This window comes from Lysinibacillus sp. G1-3, assembly GCF_056322905.1.
Map to the genome: position 1 here is coordinate 1 of NZ_JBWHYQ010000023.1, position 19,468 is coordinate 19,468.

At 40.1% G+C, this 19,468-nt stretch carries 16 protein-coding genes, 2 rRNA genes and 1 riboswitch; of the genes, 17 read left to right on the forward strand and 1 reads right to left on the reverse strand.

Translation table 11 applies throughout. The features are described from left to right. The 15 genes from ACVYAD_RS21120 to purD all read left to right on the forward strand — a co-directional run. A 23S ribosomal RNA gene (locus ACVYAD_RS21120) occupies positions 1–82 on the forward strand; the annotation flags it as partial. 189 nt (positions 83–271) lie between these two features. Further along, positions 272–387: ribosomal RNA gene (gene rrf / locus ACVYAD_RS21125) — 5S ribosomal RNA — on the forward strand. Positions 388–1,406: 1,019 nt separating this feature from the next. Beyond that, the gene (locus tag ACVYAD_RS21130; protein ID WP_476427856.1) at positions 1,407–1,601 is read left to right on the forward strand and encodes an NETI motif-containing protein; all 195 of its coding nucleotides are present in this window, start codon (positions 1,407–1,409) and stop codon (positions 1,599–1,601) included. Positions 1,602–1,694: 93 nt separating this feature from the next. Then, a riboswitch (purine riboswitch) is annotated at positions 1,695–1,793 on the forward strand. Positions 1,794–1,991: 198 nt separating this feature from the next. Further along, positions 1,992–2,480 carry a 5-(carboxyamino)imidazole ribonucleotide mutase gene (purE, locus tag ACVYAD_RS21135; protein WP_349661026.1) on the forward strand — a complete coding sequence of 163 codons (489 nt, stop codon included), beginning with the start codon at positions 1,992–1,994 and terminating at the stop codon, positions 2,478–2,480. Next, entirely contained in the window at positions 2,477–3,601 is a 1,125-nt protein-coding gene (gene purK / locus ACVYAD_RS21140; protein WP_476427857.1) for a 5-(carboxyamino)imidazole ribonucleotide synthase, read from the forward strand. The genes purE and purK overlap by 4 nt, the downstream gene beginning before the upstream one ends. A 13-nt stretch (positions 3,602–3,614) precedes the next feature. Then, positions 3,615–4,910 carry an adenylosuccinate lyase gene (gene purB, locus ACVYAD_RS21145; protein WP_476427858.1) on the forward strand — a complete coding sequence of 432 codons (1,296 nt, stop codon included), beginning with the start codon at positions 3,615–3,617 and terminating at the stop codon, positions 4,908–4,910. Positions 4,911–5,257: 347 nt separating this feature from the next. After that, positions 5,258–5,968 carry a phosphoribosylaminoimidazolesuccinocarboxamide synthase gene (gene purC / locus ACVYAD_RS21150; RefSeq protein ID WP_349661029.1) on the forward strand — a complete coding sequence of 237 codons (711 nt, stop codon included), beginning with the start codon at positions 5,258–5,260 and terminating at the stop codon, positions 5,966–5,968. Between the two features lie 2 nt (positions 5,969–5,970). Then, complete coding sequence (purS, locus tag ACVYAD_RS21155) at positions 5,971–6,219, forward strand: phosphoribosylformylglycinamidine synthase subunit PurS (RefSeq protein WP_079562648.1); 249 nt, start codon at positions 5,971–5,973, stop codon at positions 6,217–6,219. Positions 6,220–6,221: 2 nt separating this feature from the next. Then, the gene (gene purQ / locus ACVYAD_RS21160) at positions 6,222–6,905 is read left to right on the forward strand and encodes a phosphoribosylformylglycinamidine synthase subunit PurQ (protein ID WP_079562649.1); all 684 of its coding nucleotides are present in this window, start codon (positions 6,222–6,224) and stop codon (positions 6,903–6,905) included. Then, positions 6,892–9,126, forward strand: a complete 2,235-nt coding sequence (gene purL, locus ACVYAD_RS21165) for a phosphoribosylformylglycinamidine synthase subunit PurL (protein WP_476427859.1) — start codon at positions 6,892–6,894, stop codon at positions 9,124–9,126. The genes purQ and purL overlap by 14 nt, the downstream gene beginning before the upstream one ends. After that, positions 9,102–10,526: an amidophosphoribosyltransferase gene (purF, locus tag ACVYAD_RS21170; protein ID WP_349661031.1), complete on the forward strand. Its 1,425-nt coding sequence runs from the start codon at positions 9,102–9,104 to the stop codon at positions 10,524–10,526. Before purL ends, purF begins: the two co-directional genes overlap by 25 nt. A 67-nt stretch (positions 10,527–10,593) precedes the next feature. Further along, positions 10,594–11,649, forward strand: a complete 1,056-nt coding sequence (purM, locus tag ACVYAD_RS21175; protein ID WP_476427860.1) for a phosphoribosylformylglycinamidine cyclo-ligase — start codon at positions 10,594–10,596, stop codon at positions 11,647–11,649. Then, positions 11,649–12,218: a phosphoribosylglycinamide formyltransferase gene (gene purN / locus ACVYAD_RS21180; RefSeq protein WP_476427861.1), complete on the forward strand. Its 570-nt coding sequence runs from the start codon at positions 11,649–11,651 to the stop codon at positions 12,216–12,218. Before purM ends, purN begins: the two co-directional genes overlap by 1 nt. Positions 12,219–12,604: 386 nt before the next feature. Then, positions 12,605–14,131, forward strand: coding sequence for a bifunctional phosphoribosylaminoimidazolecarboxamide formyltransferase/IMP cyclohydrolase (purH, locus tag ACVYAD_RS21185; protein ID WP_476427862.1), 1,527 nt, complete (start codon positions 12,605–12,607; stop codon positions 14,129–14,131). Between the two features lie 74 nt (positions 14,132–14,205). Further along, positions 14,206–15,462: a phosphoribosylamine--glycine ligase gene (purD, locus tag ACVYAD_RS21190; protein ID WP_476427863.1), complete on the forward strand. Its 1,257-nt coding sequence runs from the start codon at positions 14,206–14,208 to the stop codon at positions 15,460–15,462. A gap of 509 nt (positions 15,463–15,971) precedes the next feature. On the opposite strand, the gene ACVYAD_RS21195 is transcribed toward purD, so the two are convergent. Then, entirely contained in the window at positions 15,972–16,415 is a 444-nt protein-coding gene (locus ACVYAD_RS21195; protein WP_476427864.1) for a hypothetical protein, read from the reverse strand. A gap of 200 nt (positions 16,416–16,615) precedes the next feature. Here ACVYAD_RS21195 and ACVYAD_RS21200 point away from each other — a divergent pair, with 200 nt between their 5' ends. Both ACVYAD_RS21200 and ACVYAD_RS21205 read left to right on the forward strand, forming a co-directional pair. Next, on the forward strand, positions 16,616–18,337 hold the full coding sequence (locus ACVYAD_RS21200; protein ID WP_476427865.1) for an adenine deaminase C-terminal domain-containing protein: 1,722 nt from the start codon (positions 16,616–16,618) through the stop codon (positions 18,335–18,337). Between the two features lie 70 nt (positions 18,338–18,407). Beyond that, positions 18,408–19,463, forward strand: a complete 1,056-nt coding sequence (locus ACVYAD_RS21205) for a DUF3048 domain-containing protein (RefSeq protein WP_476427866.1) — start codon at positions 18,408–18,410, stop codon at positions 19,461–19,463. The last annotated feature ends 5 nt before the right edge of the window (positions 19,464–19,468 follow it).

Here is a 19,468-nt window from a genome sequence, read left to right on the forward strand (position 1 = left end):
GACGATGAGGTAGATAGGTTCGAGGTGGAAGTGTGGTGACACATGGAGCTGACGAATACTAATCGATCGAGGACTTAACCAAAATGTTTGAAACATTCAATGCACCGTTTATCCAGTTTTGAAAGAACAATTCATTCTTTCATCAAGGGTTTCAAGATACGAGTAGTTCGAGGAAGCGATGGAGAGAGGGAAGGAGCGTACTCAAGTACGTGACTGACTGAACGACTGAAGCTGACGCAGTAATACGCCGTGTATTGGAGGTCGACAATAGTCTAGTGATGATGGCAAAGAGGTCACACCCGTTCCCATACCGAACACGGAAGTTAAGCTCTTTAGCGCCGATGGTAGTTGGGGGCTTCCCCCTGTGAGAGTAGGACGTCGCTAGGCACCTTAAAAAGTCGAGGATTTATTCCTCGGCTTTTTTGTTTTATAAGAAGATAAAATTATTTAAAGTTAAAATTTCACATATTGAATTAGGTTGTATACTATACGTTGAGAAATGACTATGCTGGAGTGACACTCCTGACGAGAAAACTGTCATTGCGGACTGTCTGTGTAGTGTTTCTGGAGGAAGCTACTCATTGTGTCTGTCTATAGAAACAAAGGCAACCGATAGGAATCTAACGAGTAGGCGGATAGAACGCTGTACAACTTGCTGAGAAGCTTGAAGATACGCATAGGTGGTCCGCCAGGACGTTTCGGACGGAAGCTTCACAGTGTGCATCGCCTCAATATATAAAATATATCCATCACTTATTGCTCAAAGCAATGAAATAGGGCGAGTTTTACTGGCAAATTATGTAATTTTATTGTTTAGATCTATACACATATTTAGGAGTACTGGGAATAATTAGTGCAATTTTTAGCTTTAAAGCTGATATTTATAGAGTTCTTATTGTGCTTAATTTTTTTATTGTTCCTTTTCTTATGTGTATACGTAATGGGATTTCAAAACCTTAATAAAGAACTGCAGATTCTGTCTCGGCAGTTCTTTTAATTTTCCTTGAAATAGTAACTGTAAAGCACAGATCACCAAAAGTTAAGAATGACATTTGTTTAACGTATACCATTATCGATTAGTGGTAGTGTTCGACTCCTTGCGAAATAGCGTTACAGACGAGTCCCTGTAGAGAGCTAGAAAGGGAATGAAAGTTAAACCTATCACAACCTGTGAGAACGCCCTTCGTGACCAACATCGGGTCGTTGCTGATGCTTCGCGAAACTACTGGCACTAGCGCTTCAACGGAAACCCACAGGAAAGTGCCCAACAGAATGGAAATCAACCTAACGTTAGGGTGGAGAGCATTTTATTAACAAATCAAACATACTAATGGGGCAAACTAAAGGTATAATGAAACTCATAAGAGGAAAAAATTATTGGATACAAGATCGAAAGGAAGAAAGATTTGGGAAAAAAACAAATTTGGTATGAAGTAGAAGAAAATGAGTCAATTGAAGATTGTTTGGAAAGAATGCGTCAAGATGGCTATATGGCAGTGGGAAGAAAAGAAGAACCTATTTTTCACTTAGTCAATGGAGAACCAACATATTTACGTCAAAAAATACAATTCAAAGCGATGAATTGCCAAGATTTCGAGTGATTTTGACTAAAATCCGAACGTTTATAAATGACTAAAATAAATTGTTCGCATTTTTGCATTGACGATAGTGGAATGACTTGTTAAAATGTGAGAAGGAAAAACAAATAAATCCCACATATATGCTAGAGGATTGGCTCTAGTGTCTCTACCCGGCACCGTAAATGCCGGACTATGCGGGAAAGCACTTTTGGCATGTTACGGAAGGGTGTGTGTACAGAAATGTACATTTGCATATTCTTTTATAATAAGTCCTCAAGTAAGCTGCTTTCACGTGTATGGTAGGGAGTAGTTTATTTGAGGATTTTCTTTGTTATAGAAAGAAAAAGTAAAGAATTGTAGTAGCTTTTATATATTTGATCATTTTTCTAACGTTAAAAAGGAGCGACAATCATGAATCCGAAAATCGGTGTCATTATGGGGAGTTCAAGTGACTGGGAAACAATGAAACATGCATGTGATATTTTAGATGAATTACAAGTACCGTACGAGAAAAAGGTAGTGTCTGCACATCGTACTCCTGACTTAATGTTTGAGTATGCAGAATCAGCACGTGAGCGAGGAATTCAAGTAATTATCGCTGGTGCAGGTGGAGCTGCACATTTACCAGGAATGGTAGCAGCTAAAACAACGTTACCGGTAATCGGAGTACCTGTGCAATCTCGGGCTCTTAACGGTCTTGATTCACTATTATCAATCGTTCAAATGCCTGGAGGTGTACCTGTAGCAACAGTAGCGATTGGCAAAGCAGGAGCGACGAATGCAGGCTTGCTTGCAGCACAAATTTTATCGACAACAGATGCACAGCTTGCTAATAAACTAGATACTAGACGTGAAGCCACGAAGCAACAAGTACTGGAAAGCACAGGTGACTTAGTGTGACAAAGATAATTTATCCAGGGCAGACGATAGGCATTATCGGAGGAGGGCAACTTGGACGTATGATGGCACTTGCTGCAAAAGAGGCCGGCTTTAAAGTTGCTGTTCTTGAACCATTAATGGATTCACCATGTGGACAGGTTGCGGATGTTCGTATTGTAGCACCATATGATGATGAGGCAGCTTTAGAAGAACTTGCTGAGGTAAGTGACGTTATAACGTATGAGTTTGAAAACATCGATTATGATGGCTTAAAACGTTTAACACAAATGGCTTACGTACCACAAGGAGCAGAGCTAGTACGCATTACACAAAACCGTGTGACTGAGAAAGAAGCGATTATGAACGCAGGTTGTCCGGTAGCCCCTTATTTGGTTGTAAATACATATGAAGAATTACTAGCCAATATCGATAGGATTAGTTATCCTTGTATAGTCAAAACAGCAAGAGGTGGTTACGATGGCAAGGGGCAGCAGCTTTTAAGATCTGCAGAAGACCTAACGTTAGCAAAGGGGCTTTTCACTCATTCACAATGTATTGTTGAGGGATTTGTACCTTTCGTTAAAGAGGTGTCTGTCATTGTTCAAAGAAACGGTAATGGTGAATCATATTGTCAGCCAGTTGGAGAAAATATTCATGTTCATCATATTTTACATGAAACGATTGTGCCAGCTCGTATAAAAGAGGAAACAGCACAGGTTGCAGAGCGCGAAGCTTTGAAAATTGCTGATTACTTAAATTTAGTGGGCACATTAGCAGTAGAAATGTTTGTATTAGAAGATGGTGGAATTGTTATTAATGAATTAGCACCAAGACCTCATAATTCAGGTCACTATTCAATAGAAGCATGTAATGTTTCACAGTTCCATCAGCATATACGCGCTATTTGTGGTTGGCCATTACGTAAACCACAACTATGGGCACCATCAATTATGATAAATGTTTTAGGGCAGCATGTCATGCCACTTAGTAACTCAATTGCTAAATATCCTGAATGGTCTATACATCTTTATGGGAAAGCTGAAGCTAAGGTTAACCGTAAGATGGGCCACGTAACGATTATGACGAAAAATTTAGAAGAAACACTACAACAAATCGAGAGTTCTGGTATTTGGCCAGAATAGAAGGAGAAACGCAATGATCGAACGTTACACAAGACCCGAAATGGGCGCAATTTGGACAGAACAAAATAAATATCAAGCTTGGCTAGAGGTTGAAATTTTAGCATGTGAGGCTTGGGCAGAATTAGGCGACATTCCAAAAGAAGATGTAGCTAAAATCCGTGAAAATGCTTCATTTGATGTGGATCGTATTTTAGAGATAGAAAAAGAAACACGTCATGATGTTGTAGCATTCACTCGTGCCGTATCTGAAACACTTGGTGAAGAGCGAAAATGGGTGCACTATGGTTTAACTTCAACGGACGTAGTTGATACAGCCCTTTCTTTTTTAATTAAACAAGCGAATGATATTTTACGTAAAGACATCATGAATTTCATTGACATTATCGCAGCGAAAGCGAAAGAGTATAAGCATACGGTCATGATGGGACGTACACACGGTGTTCATGCTGAGCCAACAACTTTCGGTTTAAAATTAGCTTTATGGTATGAAGAAATGAAGCGTAACTTAGAACGCTTTGAAGCAGCAGCAAAAGTAATTGAAACAGGAAAAATGTCTGGTGCAGTTGGAACATATGCCAATATCGATCCTCGAGTTGAGCAATATGTATGCGATAAATTAGGACTTGCAGCATCACCTATTTCAACACAAACATTACAACGTGATCGCCATGCACAGTATTTTGGGGCGTTGGCATTAATCGCAACATCAATAGAGAAATTTGCAACAGAGATTCGCGGCTTGCAAAAATCTGAAACACGTGAAGTTGAGGAAGGATTTGCAAAAGGACAAAAAGGCTCGTCAGCGATGCCTCATAAACGTAATCCAATCGGATCTGAAAACATGGTTGGTATGTCACGTTTAATGCGTGGCTATATGCTAACGGCTTATGAAAACGTAGCATTATGGCATGAGCGTGATATTTCACATTCATCTGCAGAGCGTATTATTTTACCGGATGCAACAATTACACTTAACTATATGTTAAATCGCTTCGGTAACATTGTGAAAAACTTAACAGTATTCCCTGAAAACATGAAACGTAATATGGGTCGCACTTTTGGTCTAATTTACTCTCAACGCATCTTATTAGCACTTATCGATAAAGGGTTAGTGCGTGAGGAAGCGTATGATACAGTACAACCTTTAGCGATGCAGGCGTGGGATGAGCAAGTTCAGTTCCGTACGTTAGTCGATGCAAGTGAAAAAATTACATCGTATTTAACGAAAGAAGAGCTAGATGAGTGCTTCGACTACAACTACCATTTACAGCATGTAGATATGATTTTTGAGCGTCTTGGACTTAACTAATGATCTTCTATTTCAGTAGGTAACCAAACACTTACTGAAATAGAAGAACTCAGTCTAAAAACGCCACGTCCTGTGGCAACGACTGAGTGACCAACATCATGTTGCTGACGCTACGTTAGCACTGCGCTTTCGCACAGAAAACATTTGTTGGCCTAAAGCCTCCGGCGGATGTCACGGATTTTGAAAGGAATGAATAGTGCCAGCACAATTCAAAATCCGGACGCAATTACGCCAAGGCGAAATTGATAGAGTAAGCCACTAGCGGATGTTACAGGATTGAATCGTATACGTGCGATTCAATTCTGAACAATACGCGTGTATTTCATAATATCAGGGGGAGTAACGAAATGACTACAGGTCAACTTTTGTATGAAGGTAAAGCAAAAAAATTGTATACAACAGAGGAGCCAGATGTGTTACTCGTTGAATACAAGAATAGTGCAACAGCATTTAATGGTGAGAAAAAAGAAGAAATTGAAGGTAAAGGCGTATTAAATAATCGCATTACCTCTCTAATTTTCGAAAAATTGCAAGCTAACGGAATTGCGTCACATTTCGTAAAACAATTATCTGATACGCAGCAGCTTGTAAAAAAGGTAGATATTATTCCAATAGAGGTCGTAGTTCGCAATATAGCAGCAGGTAGCTTAGCGAAACGTCTCGGTTTGGAGGAAGGCACACCATTAAAACGCCCAATCGTTGAGTTTTATTATAAAGACGACGAACTAGGCGATCCGCTCATTACGACGGAGCATATTGACGTACTTGATCTTGCAACACCTGAGGAAGTGACAGCCATTTATGATGGAGCACTTGCAGTTAACGAAGTTATGCAACCTATATTTGCAGATGTCAATGTTACACTAATTGACTTTAAATTAGAGTTTGGACGTGACAATGATGGAAATGTACTGCTGGCAGATGAAATATCACCAGATACATGCAGACTATGGGATGCAACTACAAAGCAAAAGTTAGACAAAGATGTCTTTCGTAGAGACCTTGGTAATTTAACTGAAGTTTATACTATTATACTTTCTAGACTCGGAGGCAAATAACAATGAAAAAAGTTAAAATTTACGTAACATTACGTGAGAGCATTCTTGATCCACAAGGTTCAGCTGTACAAGGTTCTTTAGTGAAAATGGGTTACGCTGAAGTAGAAGATTTACGTATTGGTAAATATCTTGAACTAGCAATTAAAGATACAGAACGTGATATTGATACTCTAGTAAAAGAAATGTGTGAAAAGGTTTTAACTAACGTTGTGATCGAAGACTACCGTTACGAAGTCGAGGAGGCTAACTAATCATGAAATTCGCAGTACTCGTGTTCCCTGGGTCAAACTGTGATATTGATATGTATCATGCGATTAAAGACGAGCTAGGTGAAGAAGTAGAATATGTATGGCATACAGCAACTGATTTAAGCGGCTTTGATGGTATTTTAGTACCGGGAGGCTTCTCTTATGGAGATTACCTTCGCTGTGGTGCGATGGCCAATCAATCTAATATTATGGCAGAGGTCAAAAAGGCAGCAGATGCTGGTAAGCCGGTATTAGGAGTATGTAATGGATTCCAAATCCTAACTGAAGCAGGTTTATTACCAGGTGCATTACTTCGAAACAAAAATTTGAAATTCATGTGCCGCACAATTCAGCTTAAAGTTGAAAACAATAATACATTATTCACAAACCAATATGAGCAAGGTCAAGTAATTAATATTCCAATTGCACATGGTGAAGGTAACTACTACTGTGACGAGGAGACTTTACAAGCATTAAAAGATAACAATCAAATCGTGTTTACGTACTCAGGCGAAAATCCAAACGGTTCTTTAGAAGATATCGCTGGGATTATAAACGAGCGCGGCAATGTCCTAGGTATGATGCCTCACCCAGAGCGAGCTGTTGATGCACTGGTGGGCGGAGCAGACGGTCTAGCAGTATTTAAATCAATTGTGAAGCAGTGGAGGGAAAATCATGTCAACAACTAAGTTTGAGCCAACAGCACAGCAGATTAAAGAACAAAAGCTATATGCTGGTATGGGAATGTCAGACGAAGAATTTGCAATGGTAGAAGGTATTTTAGGACGTCTACCAAACTGGACAGAGACAGGTCTTTTCTCAGTAATGTGGTCTGAGCACTGCTCATACAAAAATTCAAAACCAGTGTTACGTAAATTCCCTACGAAGGGTCCACAAGTTTTACAAGGTCCAGGTGAAGGTGCTGGTATCGTAGACATTGGTGATGAACAAGCAGTTGTATTTAAAATGGAATCGCATAACCATCCTTCAGCAATCGAGCCTTATCAAGGTGCTGCCACAGGTGTTGGTGGTATTATCCGTGACGTTTTCTCAATGGGTGCACGTCCAATTGCTATGCTGAACTCACTACGCTTTGGCGAATTAAAGTCAGCGCGTGGTAAATATTTATTCGAAGAAGTTGTTGCTGGTATCGCAGGTTACGGTAACTGTATCGGAATTCCTACAGTAGGTGGCGAGATTCAATTCGATCCTTGCTATGAAGGCAATCCATTAGTTAATGCAATGTGTGTAGGTTTAATTGACCACAAAGATATTCAACGTGGAATCGCAGCTGGTGTAGGGAATACAGTCATGTATGTTGGTGCGAAAACAGGTCGTGACGGTATCCATGGTGCAACATTTGCCTCTGAGGAGTTAACTGAAGAATCTGAGAACCAACGTCCTGCAGTACAAGTAGGAGATCCATTTATGGAGAAACTTTTACTTGAAGCATGTTTAGAAGTTGTAAAATCTGACGCTCTAGTAGGTATTCAAGACATGGGTGCTGCTGGTCTTACTTCTTCATCAGCAGAAATGGCTTCTAAGGCTGGCTCTGGTGTAGAAATGAACTTAGACTTAGTACCTCAACGTGAAACAGGTATGACAGCATATGAAATGATGCTATCTGAATCTCAGGAGCGTATGCTACTTGTTGTGAAAAAAGGCCGCGAAGATGAAATTAAAGCGATTTTCGATAAATATGATTTAGATGCTGTGGCAATTGGTCGCGTGACTGATGATAAAATGCTTCGCCTTTTACATAATGGTGAAGTTGTAGCGGAAGTACCTGCTGATGCACTTGCAGAAGATGCACCAGTTTATCATAAGCCATCTGCAGAGCCTGCTTACTATGCAGAGTTCCAAGCGATGGAAAACACAGAACCAGCGGTAACAGATTACAAAGAAACATTAAATGCACTTTTAAAAGCACCAACAGTTGCTTCAAAAGAGTGGGTTTATGATCAATATGATTATCAAGTTCGTACATCAACAGTCGTTGCTCCAGGTTCTGATGCAGCCGTTATCCGTGTGCGCGGTACGAACAAAGGATTAGCGATGACTACAGACTGTAACTCTCGTTATATTTTCCTAGATCCAGAAGTAGGCGGTGCCATTGCAGTAGCTGAGGCAGCTCGTAATATCGTAGCAACTGGTGGTACGCCATTAGCGATTACTGACTGCTTGAACTTCGGCAATCCTGAGAAACCAGAAATCTTCTGGCAAATTGAAAAATCAGCTGATGGTATTTCAGCGGCTTGTACAGCACTGAATTCACCAGTAATCGGTGGTAACGTGTCTCTTTATAACGAACGTTCTGGTGAAGCGGTTTACCCAACACCAACAATCGGTATGGTTGGACTAATTGAAGATTTAGCACATGTAACAACTCAAGAAGTAAAAGCTGCTGGTGATGTAGTATTTGTGATCGGCGATACAAAAACTGAATTCGGTGGTTCGGAGCTTCAAAAGTTATTCAATAATGGGGTTATTTCAGGGAAAGCACCAGCGATTAACCTACAGATTGAAGCTGCACGTCAACAAGCATTACTTAAAGCAATTAAAGCAGGAATCGTACAATCTGCACATGATGTAGCAGAAGGTGGTCTTGCGGTGGCGCTAGCTGAAACAACATTTGGCGCTAATGACTTAGGTCTTGATGTGACATTAACAGGCTCTGCTACAACAGCATTATTCAGTGAAACACAATCTCGTTTCGTTGTAACAGTGAAAGAAGAAAATGCATCTGCATTTGTAGAAATTGTAAAAGACGCAAAGAAAATCGGTGTCGTAACAAACGATGTGCTTGTTAAAATCAACGGTGACAACGGTGTGCTTGTAGAAGGTACAGTGGAGGAATTCCGTTCTAATTGGAAAGGAGCAATCCCATGCTTGCTGAACTCAGAGGCTTAAACGAAGAATGTGGGGTGTTTGGTATTTGGGGTAACCCGAATCCAGCACACCTTAGTTATTACGGGCTTCATGCTCTTCAACATCGTGGCCAAGAAGGCGCTGGAATCGTCGTTTCTGACGGTCAGCATCTTCGCGCGGTGAAAGGCGAAGGACTAGTTAATGATGTTTTCAACGAGGACAAATTAAAGGCAGTGGACGGAAAAGCAGCAATTGCCCATGTCCGTTATACGACTGCTGGAGGTGGCGGTATTGAAAATGTACAGCCGTTATTATTCCACTCGTCAACTGGTAGCCTTTCAATTGCTCATAACGGTAATTTAGTCAATGCAACACACTTAAAACAGTATTTAGAGCGCCAAGGGAGTATTTTTCATTCTAGCTCCGATACTGAAGTGCTTGGGCATCTTATTAAGAAAAGCTCGCTTTCACCATTCCGTGCAAAGGTGAAAAATGCCCTTTCATTATTGAAGGGTGCTTACTCGTTCTTAATTATGACTAAAGATGAAATGCTTGTCGCACGTGATCCACATGGTTTACGTCCATTATCTCTTGGGAAGCTAGGAGATGGTTGGGTTGTAGCCTCTGAAACTTGTGCATTTGATTTAATAGGTGCAGAATTTGTTCGCTCTGTTGAACCTGGTGAGTTATTAATTATTAACGATGAAGGTGTAAAATCTGATCGTTTTGTAGAGATGGATAAACGTGCAATGTGCGCGATGGAGTACGTATATTTAGCGCGTCCTGATTCTGATATTGATGGTATTAACGTCCACATGGCTCGTAAACGTATGGGAAAACAGCTTGCTCGTGAATGTGCACATATTGAAGCTGATGTTGTTACAGGTGTTCCTGATTCAAGTATTTCAGCAGCAATCGGCTTTGCAGAGGAAAGTGGAATTCCGTATGAACTAGGTCTTATTAAAAATCGTTATGTAGGCCGTACATTTATCCAACCGACACAGGAATTACGTGAACGTGGTGTGAAAATGAAGCTTTCTCCAGTTGTTCAAGTTGTAAAAGGTAAACGAGTAGTGATGGTGGACGATTCGATTGTTCGAGGTACAACTTCACGACGTATTGTAAAAATGTTAAAAGATGCAGGGGCAGCAGAAGTTCATGTTGTGATTTCTTCGCCACCGATGACGGATCCTTGCTATTATGGCATCGATACTTCAACACATGAAGAATTGATTGCCTCTAGCCACAATGTAGATGCAATCCGTGAAACTATCGGAGCCGATTCACTAACATTCCTTTCCGTTGAGGGCATGGTGGAGACGATTGCAAGACCTTATGAAGATGAAAACCGAGGATTATGCCTAGCATGCTTTACAGGTAAATATCCAACAGAAATTTTCCCAGATACAATCTTACCGCATGAAAAAGAACTATTACGTTAAGAAAAACATCTAAATACATCTAGCCATGATGACAGATCTAGATTTGGATGATAAGGAGGAACTCTGCGTGTCAAAAGCATATGAACAAGCAGGTGTAAATATTGAAGCAGGCTACGAAGCTGTAAAACGAATGAAGTCTCACGTTGAACGTACAAACCGTCTAGGTGTGATGGGCACGTTCGGTGGTTTTGGTGGTATGTTTGACTTGTCAGAACTAAATCTTAAGGAACCTGTTCTTATTTCAGGTACAGATGGTGTTGGGACAAAGCTAAAGCTAGCGTTTATGGTGGACAAGCACGACACAATTGGTGTGGACTGTGTAGCGATGTGTGTCAATGATATCGTAGCGCAAGGTGCAGAACCATTGTACTTTTTAGATTATGTAGCCCTTGGCAAGGCAGAGCCAGCGAAAATTGAGCAAATTGTAAAAGGCGTTGCAGATGGCTGTGTGCAATCTGGCGCAGCATTAATCGGTGGAGAAACTGCAGAGATGCCAGGTCTTTACGAAGAAGATGAGTATGATTTAGCTGGTTTTGCAGTAGGAGCTTGTGAAAAATCAGCCATCGTAACAGGTGAGAACATCGTAGAGGGTGACGTGCTTGTTGGTATTGCTTCAAGTGGGGTGCATTCAAACGGTTACTCATTAGTGCGAAAAATTGTCTTTGCAGATAATCAGTACGCTGTTGATTCGATTGTGGAAGGCTACGAGGATCTCGGTCCTATCGGGGAAGCCTTGTTAGTGCCGACAAAATTATATGCGAAACCTGTACTTGCTGCTTTAAAAGCAGCAGACGTTCATGGCTGTGCCCATGTAACGGGCGGTGGCTTTTATGAAAACCTACCACGTATGATGCCAGAAGGTTTAGCAACTGAAATTGACTTAGGTTCTTGGCCAGTCTTACGTATTTTTGAGTTTTTAAAAGAAAAAGGACAGTTAGAGGACAAGGATTTATATAATGTCTTTAACATGGGCATTGGCTTCGTGTTAGCTGTACCTTCAGCTGAAGTAGATAAAGTCCTTGCTACAGTAGAGGAAAATGGTGAAAAAGTATACAAAATTGGTCGCGTTGTGAAAGGCGAAGGTGTTGTATTCAATGGCTCACATGATGGGAGTTTAGCGTAATGACCGCACCGACTAAAATTGCCGTTTTTGCATCAGGTAGCGGCAGTAACTTTCAAGCTATTCAAGAGGCCATTGAACGTGGCGAACTACATGCAAAGATTGAACTTGTTGTGACAGACAAGCCTAGCGCATTTGTAGTGACACGTGCTGAAAACTATAGTATTCCAGTGCTAGCTTTAAGTCCGAAAGAGTATTCATCAAAAGCAGATTACGAAACTGCTATTATCGAGGCTCTTAACGAACGTCATGTAGAATGGATTGTGCTTGCAGGTTATATGCGCTTAATTAGTGAAGTATTGCTAACTGCCTACCCACAGCGCATTGTGAATATTCATCCTTCACTATTACCGGCCTTCCCAGGTAAAGATGCCATTGGTCAAGCGATGGAACATGGAGTCAAGATAACTGGGGTAACAGTCCATTTTGTAGATGAAGGTATGGATACAGGGCCTATTATTGCACAAGCGGCAGTTCAAGTCATTGAAGGTGACCGTGAGGCAACAGAAATGGCTATTCATAAAGAAGAGCATGGACTATATACAAAAGCTTTACAGCAATTATTAAAGTAATTCAGTGGTGAGGAGTTAGGTCCTCTGGAACAATACAGCCTAACTCTACTCTATCAATAATAGCAAGACATATTCGTGGCAAACACGATAAAAATTGGTTCATCACCAAAAGTTGTGTATGACTTTTGTTAATACGTCTACTATGTAAATAAGTTGATTGGAATGGAGGCTGGGCGACTCCTTAGGGATTAGCAATAGAGGAACGGAGGCTAAAAGCATCACATCCTGTGATAACGCCTCTGTGACCAACATCGTGTTGGCCCGAGACCCTGAAGCGAGCAATGCGAGTGGATCGGCTCATCGGATGCCCCTAGGAAAGCGCACAGCCGGAACGGAAATCAACCACATGATTTGGTGATGATCCTAAAAATTAGGAGGATTTCGTTGTGACAAAACGTGCATTAATCAGTGTTTCCAATAAAGATGGTATTTTAGAATTTGCAAAAGAACTAGTAGCATTAGGTTATGAAATTTTATCAACTGGTGGTACGAAAAAAATGTTACAAGACAATAATGTTGCCGTAACAGCAGTAGATGAAGTAACTAAATTCCCTGAAATTTTAGATGGCCGTGTAAAAACTTTAAATCCAATGATTCACGGTGGACTATTAGGAAAATTTGACGATGCTTCTCATCAAGCACAAATGAATGAGCATGGAATTGAGCCAATCGAGATTGTTTGTGTCAATCTTTATCCGTTTGTTGAAACAATTTCAAAGCCTAATGTAACATGGGATGATGCGATTGAAAATATCGATATCGGTGGTCCAACAATGTTACGTTCTGCAGCAAAAAACCATCAATATGTAACAGTAATTGTGGATAGCAATGACTATGCGAACGTATTAGAGGAACTGAAAGCTAATGGTGCAACGACTATTGAAACACGTCGTAAATTAGCTGCAAAAGTTTTCCGTCACACAGCCGCTTATGATTCATATATATCAAACCACTTAACAGAAGAAGAGTTCCCAGAGAGCTTAACAATGACATATGAATTAAAACAAAACTTACGCTATGGTGAAAATCCTCATCAAAAAGCAGCGTTCTATCAAAAACGTCTAGGTTCTGATTTTTCATTAGCTTATGCAACGCAATTGCATGGTAAAGAGTTATCATACAACAATATTCAAGACGGGAATGCAGCATTGCAAATTGTGAAAGAGTTTGAAATGCCTGCTGCTGTAGCTGTAAAGCATATGAATCCTTGTGGTGTTGGAACAGGCGCAACATTAGAAGAAGCGTTTGATAAAGCATATGAAGCAGATTCAACGTCTATTTTTGGTGGTATTATTGCTTTAAATATGGAAGTTGATGCAGCAACTGCTGAAAAATTAAGCCATATATTTTTAGAAATTATTATTGCACCAGCTTTCTCTCAAGAAGCACTTGATATTTTAACGAAGAAGAAAAATATTCGTTTATTAACAATTCCTTTCGGGCAAGCAAAACAAGACAAATTCAATGTTGTTTCAGTTGAAGGCGGCCTTCTTGTACAAGAACCAGATCGCTACGGTTTTTCTAATGCAGATATTAAAGTTGTCACAGACCGTGAACCGACAGCACAAGAGTGGGAAGCATTACAACTAGGCTGGGCAGTTGTGAAGCATGTTAAATCTAATGCTATCGTCGTTACAGATTCTCAAATGACACTGGGTGTTGGAGCTGGCCAAATGAACCGTGTTGGCGCAGCTAAAATCGCATTTGAGCAAGCTGGCGAAAAAGCAAAAGGTGCAGCGCTAGCATCAGATGCATTCTTCCCAATGAGCGATACTGTGGAAGCAGCTGCTACGGCTGGTATTACAGCTATTATTCAACCAGGCGGCTCTATCAAAGATCAAGATTCAATTGATAAAGCAAATGAATACGGCATTGCAATGGTATTCACTGGCGTACGTCATTTCAAACACTAATCAGAACACGTTAAAAATTAGACCGAGATGTTAGTTCATCTCGGTCTTACTTACAAATAGGAGGATTCCCTGAAATGAAAGTATTAGTTATTGGAAGCGGCGGTCGTGAACATGCTATCGCCAAACAATTTAGTATTTCACCATCTGTGAATAAAGTATTTGTAGCTCCTGGTAATGATGGCATGAAAAATGATGCGGAAATCGTTGCAATAGATACGATGGATTTTGCAGGTCTTGCACAATTTGCAAAAGAAAATGCGATAGATTTAACATTTGTAGGACCTGAGCAACCACTTGCTGAAGGTATAGTAGATTTCTTTACTGCTCGAGGTTTACGAGTATTTGGTCCAGCAAAGGCAGCGGCACAAATCGAAAGCAGTAAATCATACGCGAAAGATATTATGAATAAGTTTAATATCCCAACTGCGGCCCATGGAACGTTTACTGAGGCTGCAAAGGCTATCGCTTATATTAAAGAGCAAGGTGCACCAATTGTGATCAAAGCAGATGGATTGGCAGCTGGTAAAGGTGTAGTTGTTGCAATGACCGAAGATGAAGCAGTTGAAGCTGTGGAGGATATGATTGGGAACCAACGTTTTGGTGAATCATCTTCACGTGTTGTCATTGAAGAATTCCTGGACGGAGAAGAATTCTCCTTTATGTCCTTTGTCCATAAAGGTCAGATATATCCAATGGTCATTGCTCAAGATCATAAACGTGCTTATGATGGCGATAAAGGACCGAACACAGGTGGTATGGGCGCCTATTCGCCGGTGCCTCAAATTTCACAATACGTAGTGGATGAAGCTTATAAGACAATTGTCGAACCGACCGTGAAAGGTATGGAGGCAGATGGTGTATCATTTACAGGAATTTTATATGCAGGTTTGATCTTAACGAAAAACGGTCCAAAAGTGATTGAGTTTAATGCACGCTTCGGTGATCCAGAAACACAAGTAGTTTTACCACGTATGGCATCTGACTTTGGCGAATTTATGATGGCATTAATGGATGAAAAGCCATTTGATTTGCAATGGTCTGAAGAAGCAATGCTTGGTGTAGTTATTGCCGCTGAAGGCTATCCAGGGGACGTTGAAAAAGGAAATACATTACCTAACTTAGAAACTCTATCAGCTTCACATGCAGTATTCCATGCAGGTACAAAGCTCGTAGATGAGAAGTTTGTTGGTAATGGTGGCCGAGTTTTATTAGTTGGAGCAAAAGCCTCCACTTTAAAGGAAGCACAAGAAAAAGTATACGCAGGCATTGCAACTAAAACATGGGACAATTTCTTCTACCGCAAAGATATCGGTTGGCGCACGTTTAAGTAGCAGTTGAGTAACTGATAACGAAGGCGTTATCAAATGATGTGATGCTCTTAGTCTTCGTTCTCCTGACGCTGATCCCCAAGGAGTCCCCAGTCTGCACTCCAATCAACTTATATAAATAGCATATGTTCTAATAAAAGTAGTCCAACATTGATAGTATAAATCTAATTGGAATAAGCGGGTTTGCGTTGCGGGTTACTAAATGATTAATGAAATAAAACAAGCTTGTCGATTAGGGAAATATAGTTATTTTATTTAGTGATAAAAGGATTTTTTGTTGATGTTTTGCTAATATATTCCTATTTTAACTGATTGTAGCGGAGGGCTACTCGACTCCCGCGGGAAAGCGAGTAGCCCGTCGTGGAAATCAGAGCCTTTGAATTAATGAAAATGATTAATATCGTACCTAAATTAAATATTTAATCATACTGTGAAACTTCTTGTTGTTTTTAAACGTATGATTTACAAGGGTGAAAGCCGTCTCAACTGTATAGTTGAGACGGCTCCTTTGACTAAGAAGGATTTTGTGCATTATTTGTGGAACTTTTACTTTCTGAGGAAGTTTGATTGGAAGTGCTGGAGTCAGATTGATTTGACGCAGTTGCGGTTGATCCTGACATATTTCCAGTTATAACAGAGGAGAAATCCTTCATGAGTTTTTCGATTTGTTCAGATGACATAGAATTTTGGCCACTGAGCATACTTTGCATAAAAGAGTTGCTATTATTGTTGCTGTTGTTCATAGCACTCTCCATGCTTGAGCTCAGTAAAGATTTAGTTGGGCAATACTTAAAGATACCCTCAGCCATTTTCATGGCACCAAAAGCAATCATCAATCGACCTGCCGTACAGTTAGGATTTCTTGAGACCTTAGCGATACCAAATGCCGTTAAGCTCGTACCCATTGCAAAGCGACAGAAGGCATTTTTTTCGCTTAAATTCGTTTCCTGCATCATCATATTTCCTCCTTTAGTCATTGTGGAAAAAATAAAGCGGGGGGCACTTTGCTTTATGAAAGTGCTGTGTTACGATTGAAACAAGATGATTGCATAAAGCACTAAATTTATGAAAGAAAGCGTTTATGCAGTAGTAGTATGTGATTTCAAATAGGATTTACACGATGAAATTTTACGTAATTTAGGAAGGGGCGAATAGAATGGAACCAGTATGGAAAATTACAGAATTACGCCAACAATTAGCTGTAATTGATGGTAAAAAAGCACCAGATATTGTATTGAAAAATGCGCGTTATTTACATAGCATGCTCAAACAATGGGTAGTAGGGAACATTTGGATTTTAGGAGATCGTATTGTCTATGCTGGTGATAGAATGCCTCCGTTATCAGAGGGAACAGAGGTGGTCGATTGTACGAATAAAACAATTGTGCCAGGATATATTGAGCCACATGTTCATCCGTTCCAGTTATACCATCCACAATCTTTTGCTGACTTTTGTGGACAGCTAGGCACTACAACTTTTATTTCAGATAATTTAAGCTTCGTTTTATCTTTAGAAAATAAGAAAGCGTTTTCAATTTTGGATGATTTGAAAAAGTTACCGTTTTCATTTTATTGGTGGACTCGTTTTGATTCGCAAACTGAAATGGAGCAGGAGGAAGAGATTTTTTCTAATACGTCCATTTTAGAATGGTTAGAACGAGATGACGTTTTACTTGGCGGAGAATTAACAGGCTGGCCAAGGTTGTTACATGGAGATGACCAAATGCTTTATCGCATGCAAATGGCTAAGGGCTACGGAAAAAAAATAGAAGGGCACTTCCCTGGCGCATCAGAACGAACTTTAGCACGTATGAAGCTACTTGGTGCAGATGGTGATCATGAAGCTATGACAGTGGAAGAAGTGGAGCGACGTATTATGCAAGGATATGCTGTAACGTTGCGTTATTCTTCAATACGTCCTGACTTACCACATCTATTAAAAGGAATTGTTGAAAAAGAACTGCCTATTTTTGATCATTTAATGATGACAACAGATGGCTCAACACCATCTTTCCATGAAGATGGCGTGATGGATAAATGTATTCAAGCAGCTTTAGATGCAGGTGTAGCACCAATCGATGCTTATCAAATGGCTTCCTATAATGTGGCACGCTATTATAATATGACGAGCTTACATGGCTTTATCGCAACTGGTCGATTTGCTTCCCTAAATATTTTACAAGATGAATGGCACCCAGTTCCTGAGAGTGTACTATCGAAGGGTGTTTGGTTAAAACGCGATGGAGAGCAAGTGCAAAGACTTGCTGCAATTGACTATTCAGCGTTACCTGCGTTTGACTTAGATTTTTCATTATCGTCTCATGATTTTCAATTTTCGATGCCGTTTGGAATTGAGTTAGTAAATGATGTTATTACCAAACCATATAACTCCTTAATTACTAGAGAAGGGCAGCTTGCAGATCATGATGAATGTTATTTAATGCTTATTAATAGAGATGGCAATTGGCATGTTAACACGATGATTAAAGGTTTTGCTACTAGTGTACAAGGCTTTGCTTCATCTTATTCGAATACAGGTGATATTTTGCTAATCGGGAAAAATAAAGATGATATGATTACAGCTTTTGAAGAAATGAAGGCAATGCGTGGTGGGATTGTACTTGCTGAAAAGGGTGAAGTAATTGCAACTATTCCGTTAACGATTGGTGGACTTTTACATGATGGAGATGTTAAGGAACTATCGGAAAAAGAGAAGGTCTTAAAACAAGCATTAGCGGAACGTGGTTATCACTTAGGGGACGCAATTTATTCGTTATTATTCTTACAATCTACACATTTACCATATATTCGGATAACACCAAAAGGGATTTTTGATGTTATGAAGAATAAGTTATTATTACCAGCAGTGATGCGCTAGTTGAAGCTTCCTTATGGTATAGCCACAACAATTACAGTTAGTTGTAATTGATTAAAGGAGAGTAATGCTTGTGTTCAAATCGAAGAAACTATTTATCGCAATGGCTTTTAGTACTTTGTTGATAGGAGGATGTTCTAAAGATTCGTCGGAAGTAAAGGAAGACGATACGAACAAGGTTGATGAAGAAACTGCTATTGAAGAGCCTGCTCAAAAAGGGGATAAGGTTGCTCCGTTAACAGGTGAAGCTGTGAAGGAAGAAATTACGCAACGCCCAATTATGGTTACAATTAATAATCATCCGAAAGCACGTCCGCAATCAGGAATTGAAGCGGCGGATATTATTTATGAAATGCTAGCTGAAGGCGATGTTACGCGTTTATTAGCAGTGTATCAAAGTGAACTGCCAGAAACTGTAGGGCCAGTTCGTAGTGCTCGTTCTTATTTTATTGATCTTGCAAAAGGCTTTGATGCATTTTATGTAGCACACGGCTATAGCCCTGAGGCAAAATCGATGCTTACTAATAATGTAGTCGACAATATAAATGGCATGGATTATGATGGGACACTTTTTAAACGTTCAAAAGATCGTGTTGCTCCACACAACTCATATATTACGTCTGAAAATATAGTAAATGGAGCGGAAAAAGTGAACGCTTCAATGAGTTACCGTGAAAAAGTAAGTCAGGCTTTTTATGAACCCGATGAACGTGGTAAAATAGGCATTGAAACAAGTCGAGTTGACGTTACCTACGGAAATAGTGAGTATTTCCATAATTCGTATTTGTATGATCATCAAAGTAATCGTTATGGACGACAATCGGCTGGCGTAGACACAAAGGATATGTTAACAAGCGACACATTATCAATTGCAAATGTTCTATTTTTTGAAATGAAACATCGAACGATTGATAATGAGGGGCGCCAAGAAATTGATTTAACTTCTGGTGGAAATGCGTATGTATTTCAAAATGGCTATATGAGAGAAGTCAAATGGGCTAATATTAATGGAATACCAATGGCTGTAGAAGAGTCTGGGGAACTTGTGAAGCTAGTACCAGGGAAGTCTTGGGTTCACTTCATACCAACCTCACCAGGGTTAAAAGCAATGGTGAAAACGCAGCCTTAAAGGGA